Genomic DNA, 13633 nt, shown 5'->3' on the forward strand with positions numbered 1-13633 from the left:
GAGCTGATGACCTCGCTGCGCCCGCCCACCCGCGCGCTGCGCCAGGACAACCCCGACAGCTGGAACCGAGGCGGCGCAGTGCGCGGGGTGGGCGGAGGCCGCCGACCCCGAAGCCGGCGGCCCGTCAGGCCGGCTGCCAGAGTTCGATCCGGTTGCCCTCCGGGTCGGTGACCCAGCCGAAGCGGCCGACGCCGTCCATCTCCTGGACCTCCCCGGCCACCTCCGCCCCCTTGGCGCGCAGCTGGGCCAGCATCGCGTCCAGGTCGTGGACCCGGAAGTTCAGCATGGTCTGCTGGGAGGGGGAGCCGAAATAGTCCGTGCCGGACTCGAAGGCCGCGAAGACGGTCGGCCCGGCGGGCTGGGACCACAGGCCGTGTTCGTCGGTGTCCAGGCCCAGGCAGTCGCGGTACCAGGCGCCCAGCGCCGCAGGGTCGGCCGCCCGCAGGAAGTACCCGCCGATACCTTGCACTCGTTCCATGCCGTCATCCTGCCAGCAGCGGCCTCGCACAGGCGGCAACGGCCTCGGCACGTCAGTCCGGCGGCTCGTGCGGGTCCGGTTCGTGCTCGGGCACCGGCGGGTGCTCCGGACCGGGGCCGGGGTCGGGCACCGGCACGTGGTCCGGGTCCATCGGGGCCGGGTCGCGCGGGATCGGCTGCGGGCTCCGCGGCTGCGGCGCCGGATCGGCCGGCGGGCGTTCCGGCCGGGCGGGACGGTCTCCGGCAATGGTCACCGGACTTACACGGCTCACAGGGCGTCCTCCTCGTCCTCGGCAGGCGGGCGCGGCGCCGCGGCGCGACGGGGTCCGCACCGGCCCTGCTGCAGGGGCGTCTGCCCCGGCCGGCCCCGGACATGCGCGGACGACATCGGCCTTGCCCGATCGGCGGACGGCGCCTGGAACCGGGCCGCGAAGGATGCCCGGGTCCGTTGTCAGTGCCGGATGGCACGCTGGCCCCATGGACGAGCGGATCATGCGCGGGCGGGTGTACGGGGCGGACCACGACGACCCCGACGCGGGACTGCGGCCGGGCCACGAGTACGCCGAGCTGGTCGGCGGCCCGCTGGACGGCCTGCTGCTGGACGTGACGGGCTGGAGCGCCGCCGAGCGGGCCGCCGACGTCCTGCTGCCCACCGAGATAGGCCGCTGCGGCCCGGGCGGCCGCGCCGCCTACGGCCCCCGGGAGCACGCCCCGCACCGCTTCGACTGGCGCGGCGACCTCCCGTAGGCCCCCTCGGGAGACACCGGGTGCCGGTGGACGAGAAAAGGATGCGGCCCGCCGCCCCTCCGTAGCGGAAGATCATCGGAGTATTCACGGCGGGCACCGGGCCGCAGCCGTACAGGAGGGTGAAGCATGGAAGCCGACAGGATCGCGATCGTGACCAGCGGCGCGGGGTTCGCGTACGACGCCGACCTGCCGTTGCTCGTGGACGCGCTGCGGGAGGCCGGTACCACGGCGGAGGCCGTGGCCTGGGACGCGGACCCCGCGGTCTGGGGCCGGTACGACCTGGCGGTGATCCGCTCCACCTGGGACTACGCCGGGCGCGTCGAGGAGTTCCTGGCCTGGGCCGACACGGCCGGCGCGGCCACCCGGCTGTGGAACCCGCCCGCGACGGTCCGCTGGAACAGCGACAAGCACTACCTCCGGGACCTCGCCGCCCGCTCGGTCCCCGTCGTGCCCACCCGCTACCTCGAGCCGGGCGAGACCTGCACGGAGAAGGACTTCGAATCGGCGGACGGCATCGTCGTCAAGCCCGTGGTCTCCGCCTCCGCGCAGGACACCGCCCGGTACGCGCCCGGCCAGGAGTCCCTGGCGCGGCAGCACGCCGAGGCGTTGCTGTCCCGGGGCCGGGGCGTGATGGTGCAGCCGTACCTGCACCGGGTGGCCGAGGGGGAGCGGGCGCTGGTGTTCTTCAACGGCGTCTTCAGCCACGCCATCCGCAAGGGACCGCTGCTCACCGAGGCCGGCGTGATCGACAACGACCGCGCCCCGCACCCGGACGTCGTCGCGTACCAGCCGTCCGCGGCCGAACTGGACACCGCCCGCGCGGCCCTGGCCGCCGCGCCCGCCCCGCAGCCGCCGCTGTTCGCCCGCGTCGACCTGGCCCTCGACGACCTCGGCGAGCCCGTCCTGATGGAACTCGAACTCATCGAGCCCGACCTCTTCCTCTCCCACGACCCGGCCGCGGTGTCCCGGTTCACCCGTGCCGTCACCGACCGCCTCGCGCAGGACCGCACCGGCTGACCCCCGGCCCGTCCGGCCCGGGGCGGCGGCCGATAATGGCCCGGTGAGCGAGACAGGCGTGCGGGTCGTGTTGGCCGAGGATTCCGTGGTGCTGCGGGACGGGATGGTCGAGTTGCTGGGCGCCCGCGGGTGCGAGGTGGTGGCGGCCGTGGGCACCGCGGAGGCCTTGGTCGAGGCGGTGGGCGCGCACCGGCCCGACGTCGCCGTGGTGGACATCCGGATGCCGCCCACCCACACCGACGAGGGAATCCGGGCGGCCGTCGAGATCCGGGCGGCGCATCCGGAGACCGGGATCCTGGTCTTCTCGCAGCACGTGGAGACCGTCTGGGCCGCCCGGCTGCTGTCGGACGGCACGGCCGGCCTCGGGTACCTGCTCAAGGAACGGGTCGCCCGCACCGCGGAGTTCGTCGAGGCCCTGCACCGGGTGGCGGCCGGCGGGACGGCTCTCGATCCGGAGGTGGTCGCCCAACTCCTGCGCGGCGGCCGGCGCGGCCGGGTGGACGCGCTGACCCCGCGCGAGCGCGAGGTGCTGGAGCTGATGGCGCAGGGGCACTCCAACCGCTCCGTGGCCGGTCTGCTGGTGGTGTCGGAGCGGGCGGTGGAGAAGCACGTCGCCGCCGTGTTCGCCAAGTTCGGCCTGGCGGCGACGGAGTCCGACAACCGCCGGGTCAAGGCCGTGCTCGCCTACCTGGCGGAGACCGGCGGCTGACCCTCCGTCACAGCCGGGCCGGAAGCTCGGCGGTGATCGTGGTGGGGCCGCCCGGCGGGCTGTCGACCCGCAGGGCGCCGTCCACCGCGGCGAGCCGCCCGGCCAGCCCGGTCAGACCGGTGCCGGCGCCCACCACCGCGCCGCCGCACCCGTCGTCGCGTACGGTCAGCAGGACGCGGCCGCCGGCCGCCCCGAGGCTCAGCTCCGCCGCGCCCGCACCGCTGTGCTTGGCGATGTTGGTGAGCAGTTCCGCGGCGCAGAAGTACAGGGCCGCCTCGATCGCGGGGTCCGGGCGCTCGGGCAGGTCCAGGCGCATGTCGACCGGTACCGGCGAGGTGGCGGCGAGTCCGGGCAGCGCCTGGGGCAGACCGCCGTCCAGCGCCGCCGGGTGGATGCCGCGGGTGAGCCGCCGCAGCTCGGCGATGGTGTCGTCGGTCTGGCCGCGGGCCCGGTCCACCAGGGTGCGCAGCCGGCCGAGGTCCGGGCCGCCGGCCGGGGAGGAGCCGGCCGCGCCCTCCCCGGCGGGCGGGAGCGCGTCCTCCGCGAGCGAGAGGGTGATGGCCAGCGCCACCAGCCGGGCCTGGGTGCCGTCGTGCAGGTCGCGCTCCAGCCGGCGCAGCCGGTCGGTGCTCTCCGAGAGCAGCACGGCCCGGGCGCTCTCCAGCTCCCGGACCCGCCGCTGGCTGCCGGCCGGGCCGAGCAGCAGCCGCACCAGCCGCCGGTCCACCGCGCTCGTTGCGCGGAGCGCGGCGGGGAACACCGCCAGCAGCCCCAGGCCCAGCAGCACCGAAGCGGCGTCCAGCGGGCCCGCCGGCCGCGGCCCCGGCTCCCACAGCCGCACCCAGAGCGGGAAGCCGATCAGCCAGCCGCAGCCCAGCGGGAGCAGCACCGCGGCCGTGAAGGCCAGCACCCCGAGCGGCAGCCGGACCACCAGGTACAGCAGCGCCCGCCAGCCGACCGGATCGGTCAGTACGGCCCGGCCACGGGCCAGCCGCCCGCGCGGCCGGGGCAGCGCCGCCGGTGCCTCGACCGCCACCCCGAGCAGCCGGCCGGCCAGCCGCCGGTGCAGCGTGCCCAGCGCCCGCGCCCCCAGCAGCCCGGCGACCAGGAAGGGCAGCCCGAGGACGGTCAGGGAGAGCAGCACCCCGGCGTACCCCACGGCGAGCGCGTAGCCGCCGCCCGCCACCGCGAGCGGCAGCCCGAGCGCGGCGAACACCCAGGGGCCGCCGGCCACCGAGAACGGCCGCGCACCGCCGCGCCGTTCAGTCACGGCCGCCTCCCACCAGCTCCGCCGCGGGGCCGCGCACCGCCCGCGCCCCGGCGATCAGCACGGCGGGGACGGTCAGCGCCGTCGCCAGGGCGACCGTCCACCAGCAGGCGCCCACCGGGACGGCCGGGAGGAGGGAACCGGTGGCCGCGGTGGCGAAGGCCGCCGACGCGGCGCCCGCGACCGCCGCGCCCAGCGCCACACCGACCACCGTGGTCAGCACCGCCTCCGCCGTCAGCATGCGCACCAGCTGCGCACGGGTGGCGCCCACCAGCCGCAGCAGGGCGAACTCCCGCCGCCGGTCGGCGGTCACCGCGACCAGGGTGTTGACGGTGGAGACGGCGGCGAAGCAGATCAGCAGGGCCAGTTCGGCCTGCCGGAGCCACATGTCGGTGGCGGAGGTGACGGAACCGGTCCGCGCCCCCGCGGCGTGCCCAGCGGTACAGGTCATGATCGACATGGTGCCCGACAACCCCACCAGCAGGGCCACCGGTACCACCGCCGACGACAGCCGCCGGGCGTACCCGCGCAGGTTCGCCTCGGCCAGCCACCCCGTACCCGGCGCCAGGGCCCGCACCGGCGCGCCCAGTACGGCCACCAGCAGGCCCGCCGCGAACGGCCCCAGCAGGGCGACCGCGACCAGCAGGACCAGCGCCCCGAGCAGGGCGGCCTGCCCGGCCTTGTCGAGCTCCCCGGGCGGCCGGGTCGAGGCCAGCCGCAGCAGCAGCCCACCGCCGGCCAGCACCACCAGACCGGCCACCACCCGCGGGGGACCCGTCCGTGCGGACTCGGTGGCACTCGCGCCGAGCGCGGCGGCGGGCGGGATCCGGGAGATCCGCCGGCCTGCGGCCGCGGCGGCGGCCAGGCCCACCGCGAGCGCCGCGGCCAGCGCCACCAGCATCGGCACCGGCGTCCCCGGCACCTGCACCTCGGGCGCCGCCATGCCCCGCTCCTGGAGCGCCGTGAGGAACCGGCGGGCGCCGATCCCGCCCGCGACCCAGGCCGGCCCGGCCACCAGCAGCATCGTCGCCACCACCTGGCCCCGGACCAGCCGCCGCACCTGCCGGGGCGTCGCCGCGACGGTGCGCAGCAGGGCGAGCTCGCGGTGCTGCCGGCTCAGTGCGAAGCCCAGCGCGTTGACCACGACGAAGAACGCCACCAGCACCGCGATCTCACCGAAGGCCCCCGCGATCACGGCGAGTCCGGGGCCGGCCACCGCCCGCGCCGGGGCGGGCGCCGCGAGGTCGGCGGCGAACAGCGAACCGAACAGCGTCACCGCGGCGACGGCGAGGAAGGACGCGGCCGCCAGGCCGGCGAAGGCGCTGGGCCGTCGGCGCAGCTGCCCGAGGGCGATCGGCACCATCGCGCTCACCCGCCCAGCCGGGCCAGCCGGTCGGCGACCCCGGCGGGGGTGGGCCGCGCCAGCTCGTCCACCAGCAGGCCGTCCGCCAGCAGCAGCACCCGGTCCGCGTAGGCGGCCGCGACGGGATCGTGGGTGACCATCACACAGGTCTGGCCCTCGCGGTCCACCCCGGCGCGCAGCAGCGACAGGACCTCGTGGCCGGTCGCCCGGTCGAGCGCACCCGTCGGCTCGTCGGCGAAGAGCACCCGGGGCCGGGAGACCAGCGCCCGGGCGATCGCCACCCGCTGCTGCTGCCCGCCGGACAGCTGCCCGGGCCGGTGCCGCTCCCGGCCCGCGAGGCCGACCCTCGCCAGTGCCTCTCGTACCAGCGCCCGTTCCGGCGGCGCCCCGGCCAACCGGCCCGGCAGTTCGACGTTCTGCGCCACCGTCATCGCCGGCATCAGGTTGAAGGCCTGGAAGACGAAGCCCACCCGGCTGCGCCGCAGCGGGGCCAGCCGCCGCTCGGGCAGTCGCGACACCTCGGTCCCGCCCCACCACACCGCGCCCCGGGTCGGCCGGTCCATGCCCGCCAGGCAGTGCAGCAGGGTGGTCTTGCCGGACCCGGAGGGGCCCATCACGGCCGTGAACGTCCCCGCCGCCAGCTCCACCGACACCCCGCGCAGGGCCTGCACGGCCCCGCCGCCCCGCCCGTACGCCCGGTGCAGCCCCACGGCCCGCGCGGGCACCTCCGTACCGCTCCTGCTCTCTGTCTCCGCCATGCCCCCATCCTCGGCACCCGGCCCCCGCCGATCGATGGTGTCCCCACCCGGATCCCGGGTACGGAAAACCGAACCCGCAGGGCGGCGCGGCGCGGATCCGGCGGGCAGGGCGGTCGGGGCCCCGCCGGTCGGCGAGGCCCCGATACGGTGGGCGATGCCTCACCACCCGTTCAGGCGCGGCGGTCGGCGGGGCTGGTTCAGACGGCCGGGATCCACTGCTGGTTGCGGCCGTCGTTGCAGTGCCAGAGGGCGAGACCGTTCGAGCTGGTGGACCAGTCCAGGCAGGTCTCGGCGGCGGCGTTGACGAAGGTGAACGTCGCGGGCGAGGAGCCCACCTCCGCGACGTACCAGGACTGGTTCGCACCGCCGTTGCAGTGCCAGACGCCCACCTTGTTGGTCGTGGCGGACCAGTCCAGGCAGGTGCCGCCGGCCTTGTTGACGAGGCGGACGGTGCTGGCCGACGTGCTCTCGGCCACCCACTTCTGGTTGTCGCCGCCGTTGCAGTGCCACAGGCCCACCCGGTTCGTCCCCACGGACCAGTCCAGGCAGGTGCCCGTCGCGGCGTTGACGTAGAAGAAGCCGTCGGCGGAGGTGCCCGCGGCGGCGGCGGGGGTGGAGATCCCGACGAGGGCGGCCAGGCCCCCGACCGCGGTGACGGCGAGGCTGGTGATCCGGTTGCGAAGCATGGTGACGTCCTGTCGTCGTAGGGTCGCCCGGCCGCGCCGTCCTCGGTGGGACGGTGCCGGCCGGGCGGGCTGACCCTTTGACGCTGCGGACCGCACGGAGGTAACAACGCCCCGGCGCCGACCGGCTGTTCTACGTGTACAGGTTGTCCCGGCCGTACTGCGGGCCGTAGTAGCGCTCCAACTCCTCCAGGGGCTGGTCGGGCTTCTCCAGGGCCTTGGAGATCAGGGCGCGGGAGGGGGCGGCCTCGGGGTCCCAGCCGTCCTGCTGCCACAGGCCCGAGCGCAGGAAGGCCCGGGAGCAGTGGAAGTAGATCTCCTCGGTCTCCACGACCAGGGCGAGCGAGGGGCGGTGCCCCTTGACCGTCATCGTGTCGAAGAACGGCGCCTCGCGCAGCAGCCGGGCCCGGCCGTTGATCCGCAGCGTGTCGCCCCGGCCGGGGACCAGGAAGAGCAGCCCCACGTGCGGGTTGGCGAGGATGTTGAGGTAGCTGTCGGCACGGCGGTTGCCCGGCCGGTCCGGGATCGCGACCGTGGTGTCGTCGAGGACCTTGACGAAGCCGGCCGGGTCGCCCTTGGGCGAGACGTCGCACCGGCCGTCCGCGCCGGCGGTGCCGATCAGGCACAGCGGCGACCGGGCGATCCACTGCTTGTGGTACTCGTGCAGGGACTGCCGTTCCTTCAGCCGGGCGGCGGGCGCCACCGGGCCGAGCAGTTCCCGCAGTTCGGCCTCGGAGGTGATCTCCACGAGGTCCGTCTTCGCGTTCTCCACCGTCACTGTCCAGCTCCCCCTGGTCCGTTGCACGGCGCCGGCCCCAGGCCCGTGACGCCCGTCCCATGATCGTCGCACGGCGCCCGGCAGGGCCCGCGGGCGCCCCGACCGTCCGGCCGGTACGGGCCCGTCGGGGCGCCGTACCGGGATCAGCGGGGCCCGCCCTGCCGCAGGCCTTCGGCGAAGGCCCGCGCGGCGGCCAGGTCGGCGGGGCCCGGCCGGTGCCGGCGGATGCCGCCGACCAGCCCGAAGGGCCCCCAGGTGTCGTACGCCCGGCAGGAGAAGGCCGCCTCGACCGTGACGCCCCGGCTCCCGAGGAGCCGGGTCAGCGGGCGGGCGTACGGCGCGAACGGCGGCTCGGGGAGCCCACTGGTGGCGAACACGAAGGCCCGGCCGCGCCCGGCGGGCAGCCGCCTGGCCAGGGCCGCCAGGCCCGGGTGCAGCCGGCCGTAGTAGACGCCCGAGCCGAAGCCGAGGAGGCCGGCCCCGGCCAGCTCGGCCGGGTCGGCCTCCTCGGGTGTCACGATCCGCGCGTCCAGCACCCCGGCCATCGCCTCGGCGACTCGACGGGTGTTCCCGTGCGCCACGGAGGCGCACACGATGACGGTCTTCATCCGCGAGGTCCCTTCTCCCGACTCTGCAAGAAGGACAGCGCGGCCGCGCGGAACGTGACATCGGGTCGTCGGCGACGCCCTTGTTGATACGGCCCACGGCGATCCGGTTCTGGGCCTCGTCGGGCCGGAAGACGGGGTAGTTCCGGTCGAGGTCCAGCTGCTTGGTCGCGACCGGCGTGCCGTCCGCGGCGAACGGGCCCTGAACAGCCGCAGCGTGGTGCTGTAGCCGACGACCAGGTCGGTCTTGGACCGACCCGAAGCGACGGTTCTCGGTCGCGTCCCCGGGCACGCCCGGGCTGTCCTGGTGAGGACCTTGAGGCCGGTCTGCTGCGCGCCGGAGCGGCTGCCGTACGAGACGGTGACGTCCCCCGCGGCGTTCAGCTGCTTGCTCACGCCGTCGGTGCCGGTGACGGTCACGAAGGCGTATGGGATCGGTTACACCCACCAGACACGGCAGCCCCCGCAAGGGTTGTACGGACGGCCGGGGGATTGCGTCACAGCATCAGCAGGAGCCGGGTGCTCGGCGCGAGCTTGCGGTTCACGCTGGTGCTCTGCACGAAGATCGTGAAGTCGGCGTTGTGGTCGGGCTTCACGCGGACCTCGACGTCCGGCAGCCCGAGCAGGGTGCGCGCCTCGTCACCGGAGTACACCCGGTCGGTCCTGTGCTCCAGGACCGCGATCTGCTTGCGCGCCTGGATCTTCTCGGACTTGCTGAGCTGGTAGAACGCCGCTCCGGTGCGGTAGGCGTGCCCGCTCTCGACCACCCACTCGCGGATCGCCGCGTCCCGGGTCACCGGCACCAGCCGGTACTGCGCCGGGTCCAGCGGCGCCAGACCGGCGGCCTTGATGGTGGCTTCGTTGAGCGCGTCGGCGTTCATCGAGAACACCGACCGGGAACCGCGGATGCCCTTGGACCGGCCCACCATGAACTTCTCGGTGGCCTCCTGGATGACCTGCCCGGCCTCTTCGAGGCCGGTGGTGCTGGTGGCGTCCCAGACGGCGATGTTGTCCTTCGGGAAGCCGCACTGCATGGCCTCGCGGCGGCCCATCTGGTCCGGTACCAGGACGGCCAGGGTCCAGTTGTCCTCCTGGGTCTCGATCATCCGGGCCACCGCCGCGACCAGCTCGCCCGGCTTGCGGGAGGGGGCGTCCGGGCAGCGGTGGCTGGCGTTCTCCTGGCCGTCGGTCAGCACGAAGGTCAGGAAGCTGTGGTCGCCGTAGAGCTGGGCCGTCTGGGCCAGCTCCCGCTGCGACTTCAGGGTGGCCGCCAGGAGCGCCGTCATCCCACCCGCCCGGTAGAGCTGCTTGAGCGACGGCATCCGCAGCACGTCCTTGTCGTAGACCACGCACTCCACGGCATTGGAGAAGACGTAGACCGTGACGCGGGTCTCCTGGTCCAGCTCCCGGGACCGGCGGGCGAGGTAGGCGATCTGCCGGTCGGCGACGTCCACGACCTTGTCGCTCAGGTGGGACATGGACGAGCTGGCGTCGAGGACGAGAGCGACGTGGTTGATGTAGTTCTGGCTTCCGGACATGGCAAGTGCCCCCTCTTTCCCGGTGGATTGCTTCCACGCTCTCACCCGCCACTGACAATCGATCTCCGCCCGGGGTCCGCGGGGCGGGCTGTCAGAGGCGGGGCCTAGGCTCCTGGCCATGAGTACGACGACCCTGCTGATCGACGCCGGCAGCACCGCCCCCGATGCCCCGGTCACCCGTCTGGGCGGGCTGCCGCTCGCCCCGGCCGGGACCGAGTGGCCGGTGTGCGCGGCCTGTTCGGGACCGCTGCAGTTCATCGCCCAGGTGGTGCCGGGGGACGGCAGCGTCCTCGCGGTCTTCATGTGCGCCAACGACCCGGGATCGTGCCAGGAATGGGACGCCTGGGCCGGGGCCAACAAAGCCTTCGTCTTCCCGGCGGAGGGCCTGCGCGCGATGCCCCTGCCGCCCCTTCCGGCGGCCGCGGACGCCGAGGACGACACGGCTGACGACGACGCAGACGAGGCTGACGACGAGGACGAGGACTACGCCGACGAGGACGACGACGAGGAGGTCCGGGTGCTCGGCGCCGTCCGGGCCGCCGTGTCGGTCGTGGTCCCCGGGACCGGGTACGACGAGGCCTGCGATGCCTGGGCGGGGAGCTCCGGCCGCGCCGAGCGCGAGGTCCTGGGCCAGCTCGGCGGGGAGCCGGAATGGCTCCAGTACGACCAGACCCCGGTCTGTCCGGACTGCGCCGCCCCGATGGCCTTCACCGCCTGCCTGGAGGAGGGCCCGGACGCGGTCACGGCGCCCAACTTCGGCTCGGGTACCGGCTACCTCCACGCCTGCGCACCCTGCGCCCGGGCGGCCTTCCTCTGGCAGTGCTGACCCGGGCGGGCGGCCGGACTGAGACCGGGCGGGCGGGCGGCCGGGACCCGGCCGCTCTCATGGGGACGGCCCGCAACCGGTACGGTCGCTCGCGCGACGGCCGCTCAGGCGGGCCGGGCGCTGAGGCGGGCCAGGCGCTCAGGCGGGCCGGGCGCTGAGACGGGCCCGGCGCTCAGGCGGGCCCGGTGCCGTTCAGGCCGGCCAGGTGCCGGTCAGCCTCCGCACGCCGGTGGCCCCGGCCCGGTCCACCGCCGCCTTGACCACCGCGAAGACCGCCCCCTGGAGGGCGGCGGCCGCCAGGACCTCGGTCCAGGCCCGGCCCTCGTCCAGCGCGTCCGGCGCGTCGTCCTGGCGGCCCGCCAACCGCCACGCCTGTTTGAACAGCATCCCCGCCGCCAGTCCGCTCAGGGCCCCGAGCCCCAGCCCGACCGGCCGGTAGACGAGCTTCGACTTGTTCACCGCACTCCTCCCGTCGTCGACCGCGCCGGCCTCCCACACCACGGGCGGGTGCCGCCGACGCCTTCCCCGCGCACCTGCCCCTTGCGGCGGCGGTGATTCGTGCGGATTCCGGCCGTGGTGCGGGGGTGCCTCAGTCGAGGGTCCGGGTCCGGGCCGGTGGGTGGGGGGCGGCGCCGTCCGCGCCGAGTCCGGCCAGCAGGCGCAGGCCGTCCTCGGCGGGGCTGCCGGGGGCCGCGGAGAGCACCAGCAGCTCCATGCCGGAGCCGTCCGGCAGGCTGAAGTTCTCCTGGTGCAGTTCCAGGACCCCGACCAGCGGGTGCCGGTAGGCCTTGCGGCCGTGGGTGCGGGCCCGGACGTCCGCGCGGGCCCACAGCCGGCGGAAGCGCTCGCTGCCCATCGCCAGCTCCCCGATCAGCGAGGCGAGCGCGGGGTCGTCGGGGTACTGGCCGGCGCCGAGGCGCAGATGGCCGACCACGTCGAGGGTGCAGCTGTCCCAGTCCGCGTACAGGCCGCTCTCCTCGAGGAAGAGGTGCCGGGCGATGTTCAGGCCCGGCATCGGGCGGCCGAAGAGGAGCCCGGCGAGCCGGTTGCCGGCGTGCACGTCCAGCCGGTGGTCCATGATCATCGCCGGGGCGCCGGAGACCAGGTCGAGGACGCGCAGCAGCTCCGGGCGGACCCGCGCGGCGGGTGCCTTGGCGCGGCGCCGGCGCTGCCGGGCGAGCCGGTAGAGGTGGTCGCGTTCGGTCACGTCGAGCCCCAGGACCCGGGCGAGCGCGTCGAGCACCTGCTCGGAGGGCTGGGTCGCGCGGCCCTGTTCCAGGCGGACGTAGTAGTCGACGCTGACGCCGGACAGGTGCGCGACCTCCTCGCGGCGCAGGCCCTCGACCCGGCGGCGGCTGTCGACGGGGATGCCGACGGCGGCCGGGTCGACCCGGGAACGCCTGGTCCTGAGGAAGCCCGCAAGATCGTCCATGCGTCCCAGTATGGCCGCGGCCGGGTCCGGGAGGGTGGCCCTGCGAGTACCAGGAACGCCGGTCCGACGGAAGCGGCGGCCCTGAACACCGGGCGCCGCACGGCCCAGGATCGAAGTCGTCCGGCCAGGCCGGCCGCTCCGTCGCTCCGATCCGAAGGAACTCCCATGAAGACGCTCATCGTCCACGCCCACCCCGAGCCGAACTCCCTCAACGGCTCGCTGACGGACCTGGCGGTCGCCACGCTCACCGGCGCCGGCCATCAGGTGCAGGTCAGCGACCTCTACGCGATGGACTGGAAGGCGGTCGTGGACGCCGCCGACTACGGCGCCGCCGCCTCGAACCCGCTGAGGGTCGCCCTGGACTCGGGCCGGGCCTTCCGGACCGGGACGCTCACCCCCGACGTCCGGGCCGAGCAGGAGAAGCTGCTCTGGGCCGACACCGTGATCTTCCAGTTCCCGCTGTGGTGGTACACGATGCCCGCGATCCTCAAGGGCTGGGTGGACCGGGTGTTCAGCTACCGCTTCGCGTACGGGGTCGGCGAGCACAGCGAGACCAAGTACGGCGAGCGCTTCGGCGAGGGCACCCTCGCCGGCCGCCGGGCGCTGCTCTCGGTGACCCTCGGGGGCCCGGAGTCGCACTACTCCGCCCGCGGGATCAACGGCCCCATCGACGACCTGCTCTTCCCGATCCAGCACGGCATCCTCTACCACCCGGGCCTGGAGGTGCTGCCGCCGTTCGTGCTCTTCGGCGCCGACCGGATGTCCGTCGAGGACTACCCGGACGTGGCCAAGGCCTGGCGGGAACGCCTGCTCACGCTGGAGACCACCGACCCGGTCCCGTACCGCCGCCAGAACTTCGGCGACTACGAGATCCCCTCCCTCCACCTGAAGGAAGGCCTGGAGACCCCCGGCCACAGCGGCTTCAGCCTCCACCGCCACGCCTGACCCCGACCACCCCGCGGGTGCGGTCCGGCGGGAATGGAGCGGGTCGCGCGGGGTAGGCGTGGGCGGACGGTGGCCGGTGATGGAGGGTGGACGGGTATGGGTGAGGAGTCCTGGGGTGCGGGCGACGCGGTGCGGGAGCCGACGGCCGCCGAGCATGCGGCGCGGGACCGGGTGCGGGCGCGGGCGGAGGGGATGACGCACCACGAGGCGGCCAAGGCCCTGGACGCGGCCGAGGAGGCGGCCGGGGACCTCGACGCGGCCGACGAGGGCACCCGCGCGGAGGTGGCGGAGTGGCGGCGCATCACCGACCAGCTCTACGACCACGGCGGGCCCTACACGGTCGACGCCGACGCGTTCGTCCAGGGCGAGCTGACCGCGCGCCGCAACCGGCAGGACGCCCCCTGACCGACCGGCTCACCCGCCGGAGCCGTCACCCCCGGCTGGTCCCGGCCCCGGACCGACCGGGGGCGACGGACCGGCCGGCCCGT

General features: G+C 75.1%; 17 protein-coding genes. 6 read left to right on the plus strand and 11 right to left on the minus strand.

Annotated features, from left to right (window positions below; translation table 11 throughout):
* Positions 1-124 precede the first annotated feature (124 nt).
* Positions 125-478, minus strand: coding sequence for a VOC family protein (locus tag AB0O40_RS05625; protein WP_365035965.1), 354 nt, complete (start codon positions 476-478; stop codon positions 125-127).
* 52 nt (positions 479-530) lie between these two features.
* Positions 531-731, minus strand: a complete 201-nt coding sequence (locus AB0O40_RS05630) for a hypothetical protein (RefSeq protein WP_365035967.1) — start codon at positions 729-731, stop codon at positions 531-533.
* Between the two features lie 223 nt (positions 732-954).
* Here AB0O40_RS05630 and AB0O40_RS05635 point away from each other — a divergent pair, with 223 nt between their 5' ends.
* The 3 genes from AB0O40_RS05635 to AB0O40_RS05645 all read left to right on the plus strand — a co-directional run bounded on the left by AB0O40_RS05635 (position 955) and on the right by AB0O40_RS05645 (position 2950).
* Entirely contained in the window at positions 955-1224 is a 270-nt protein-coding gene (locus tag AB0O40_RS05635; RefSeq protein ID WP_365035969.1) for a hypothetical protein, read from the plus strand.
* A 126-nt stretch (positions 1225-1350) separates the two neighbouring features.
* On the plus strand, positions 1351-2241 hold the full coding sequence (locus tag AB0O40_RS05640) for a hypothetical protein (RefSeq protein ID WP_365035971.1): 891 nt from the start codon (positions 1351-1353) through the stop codon (positions 2239-2241).
* Positions 2242-2284: 43 nt separating this feature from the next.
* On the plus strand, positions 2285-2950 hold the full coding sequence (locus tag AB0O40_RS05645) for a response regulator transcription factor (RefSeq protein ID WP_365035973.1): 666 nt from the start codon (positions 2285-2287) through the stop codon (positions 2948-2950).
* A gap of 7 nt (positions 2951-2957) precedes the next feature.
* On the opposite strand, the gene AB0O40_RS05650 is transcribed toward AB0O40_RS05645, so the two are convergent.
* The 7 genes from AB0O40_RS05650 to AB0O40_RS05680 form a co-directional block, all read right to left on the minus strand.
* On the minus strand, positions 2958-4220 hold the full coding sequence (locus AB0O40_RS05650; RefSeq protein WP_365035975.1) for a sensor domain-containing protein: 1263 nt from the start codon (positions 4218-4220) through the stop codon (positions 2958-2960).
* Positions 4213-5580, minus strand: coding sequence for an FtsX-like permease family protein (locus tag AB0O40_RS05655; protein WP_365035977.1), 1368 nt, complete (start codon positions 5578-5580; stop codon positions 4213-4215). Before AB0O40_RS05655 ends, AB0O40_RS05650 begins: the two co-directional genes overlap by 8 nt.
* A gap of 5 nt (positions 5581-5585) precedes the next feature.
* Positions 5586-6338 (minus strand): ABC transporter ATP-binding protein, encoded by a 753-nt coding sequence (locus AB0O40_RS05660; RefSeq protein ID WP_365035979.1) that lies wholly within the window; start codon positions 6336-6338, stop codon positions 5586-5588.
* A gap of 197 nt (positions 6339-6535) precedes the next feature.
* Positions 6536-7024 carry an RICIN domain-containing protein gene (locus tag AB0O40_RS05665; RefSeq protein WP_365035981.1) on the minus strand — a complete coding sequence of 163 codons (489 nt, stop codon included), beginning with the start codon at positions 7022-7024 and terminating at the stop codon, positions 6536-6538.
* 130 nt (positions 7025-7154) lie between these two features.
* Positions 7155-7799 carry a pyridoxamine 5'-phosphate oxidase family protein gene (locus AB0O40_RS05670; protein WP_365035984.1) on the minus strand — a complete coding sequence of 215 codons (645 nt, stop codon included), beginning with the start codon at positions 7797-7799 and terminating at the stop codon, positions 7155-7157.
* 143 nt (positions 7800-7942) lie between these two features.
* Positions 7943-8407, minus strand: coding sequence for a flavodoxin (locus AB0O40_RS05675; protein WP_365035986.1), 465 nt, complete (start codon positions 8405-8407; stop codon positions 7943-7945).
* A 494-nt stretch (positions 8408-8901) separates the two neighbouring features.
* Positions 8902-9942 (minus strand): vWA domain-containing protein, encoded by a 1041-nt coding sequence (locus AB0O40_RS05680; RefSeq protein WP_365035989.1) that lies wholly within the window; start codon positions 9940-9942, stop codon positions 8902-8904.
* Positions 9943-10060: 118 nt separating this feature from the next.
* Between AB0O40_RS05680 and AB0O40_RS05685 the strand changes: the two genes are divergently transcribed.
* Positions 10061-10768, plus strand: a complete 708-nt coding sequence (locus tag AB0O40_RS05685) for a hypothetical protein (RefSeq protein WP_365035990.1) — start codon at positions 10061-10063, stop codon at positions 10766-10768.
* A gap of 192 nt (positions 10769-10960) precedes the next feature.
* On the opposite strand, the gene AB0O40_RS05690 is transcribed toward AB0O40_RS05685, so the two are convergent.
* Together AB0O40_RS05690 and AB0O40_RS05695 are read right to left on the minus strand one after the other, a co-directional pair.
* Entirely contained in the window at positions 10961-11227 is a 267-nt protein-coding gene (locus AB0O40_RS05690; protein ID WP_365035992.1) for a DUF4235 domain-containing protein, read from the minus strand.
* Between the two features lie 130 nt (positions 11228-11357).
* The gene (locus tag AB0O40_RS05695; RefSeq protein ID WP_365035994.1) at positions 11358-12200 is read right to left on the minus strand and encodes a helix-turn-helix transcriptional regulator; all 843 of its coding nucleotides are present in this window, start codon (positions 12198-12200) and stop codon (positions 11358-11360) included.
* Between the two features lie 165 nt (positions 12201-12365).
* On the opposite strand from AB0O40_RS05695, the gene AB0O40_RS05700 reads away from it, so the two are divergent.
* Both AB0O40_RS05700 and AB0O40_RS05705 read left to right on the plus strand, forming a co-directional pair.
* The gene (locus tag AB0O40_RS05700; protein ID WP_365035996.1) at positions 12366-13145 is read left to right on the plus strand and encodes an NAD(P)H-dependent oxidoreductase; all 780 of its coding nucleotides are present in this window, start codon (positions 12366-12368) and stop codon (positions 13143-13145) included.
* Between the two features lie 96 nt (positions 13146-13241).
* The gene (locus AB0O40_RS05705; protein WP_365035999.1) at positions 13242-13550 is read left to right on the plus strand and encodes a hypothetical protein; all 309 of its coding nucleotides are present in this window, start codon (positions 13242-13244) and stop codon (positions 13548-13550) included.
* The last annotated feature ends 83 nt before the right edge of the window (positions 13551-13633 follow it).

Origin of the sequence: Streptomyces sp. NPDC089919 (assembly GCF_040684615.1) — a bacterium.
Lineage (GTDB): Bacteria > Actinomycetota > Actinomycetes > Streptomycetales > Streptomycetaceae > Streptomyces.

Bases quoted from the DNA above. Each gene is read 5' to 3' on its own strand.
- AB0O40_RS05695 (WP_365035994.1), bottom strand. From the start codon at position 12,200: ATGGACGATCTTGCGGGCTTCCTCAGGACCAGGCGTTCCCGGGTCGAC.
- AB0O40_RS05675 (WP_365035986.1), bottom strand. From the start codon at position 8,407: ATGAAGACCGTCATCGTGTGCGCCTCCGTGGCGCACGGGAACACCCGT.
- AB0O40_RS05660 (WP_365035979.1), bottom strand. From the start codon at position 6,338: ATGGCGGAGACAGAGAGCAGGAGCGGTACGGAGGTGCCCGCGCGGGCC.
- AB0O40_RS05635 (WP_365035969.1), top strand. From the start codon at position 955: ATGGACGAGCGGATCATGCGCGGGCGGGTGTACGGGGCGGACCACGAC.
- AB0O40_RS05665 (WP_365035981.1), bottom strand. From the start codon at position 7,024: ATGCTTCGCAACCGGATCACCAGCCTCGCCGTCACCGCGGTCGGGGGC.
- AB0O40_RS05640 (WP_365035971.1), top strand. From the start codon at position 1,351: ATGGAAGCCGACAGGATCGCGATCGTGACCAGCGGCGCGGGGTTCGCG.
- AB0O40_RS05655 (WP_365035977.1), bottom strand. From the start codon at position 5,580: ATGGTGCCGATCGCCCTCGGGCAGCTGCGCCGACGGCCCAGCGCCTTC.
- AB0O40_RS05705 (WP_365035999.1), top strand. From the start codon at position 13,242: ATGGGTGAGGAGTCCTGGGGTGCGGGCGACGCGGTGCGGGAGCCGACG.
- AB0O40_RS05700 (WP_365035996.1), top strand. From the start codon at position 12,366: ATGAAGACGCTCATCGTCCACGCCCACCCCGAGCCGAACTCCCTCAAC.
- AB0O40_RS05685 (WP_365035990.1), top strand. From the start codon at position 10,061: ATGAGTACGACGACCCTGCTGATCGACGCCGGCAGCACCGCCCCCGAT.
- AB0O40_RS05625 (WP_365035965.1), bottom strand. From the start codon at position 478: ATGGAACGAGTGCAAGGTATCGGCGGGTACTTCCTGCGGGCGGCCGAC.
- AB0O40_RS05680 (WP_365035989.1), bottom strand. From the start codon at position 9,942: ATGTCCGGAAGCCAGAACTACATCAACCACGTCGCTCTCGTCCTCGAC.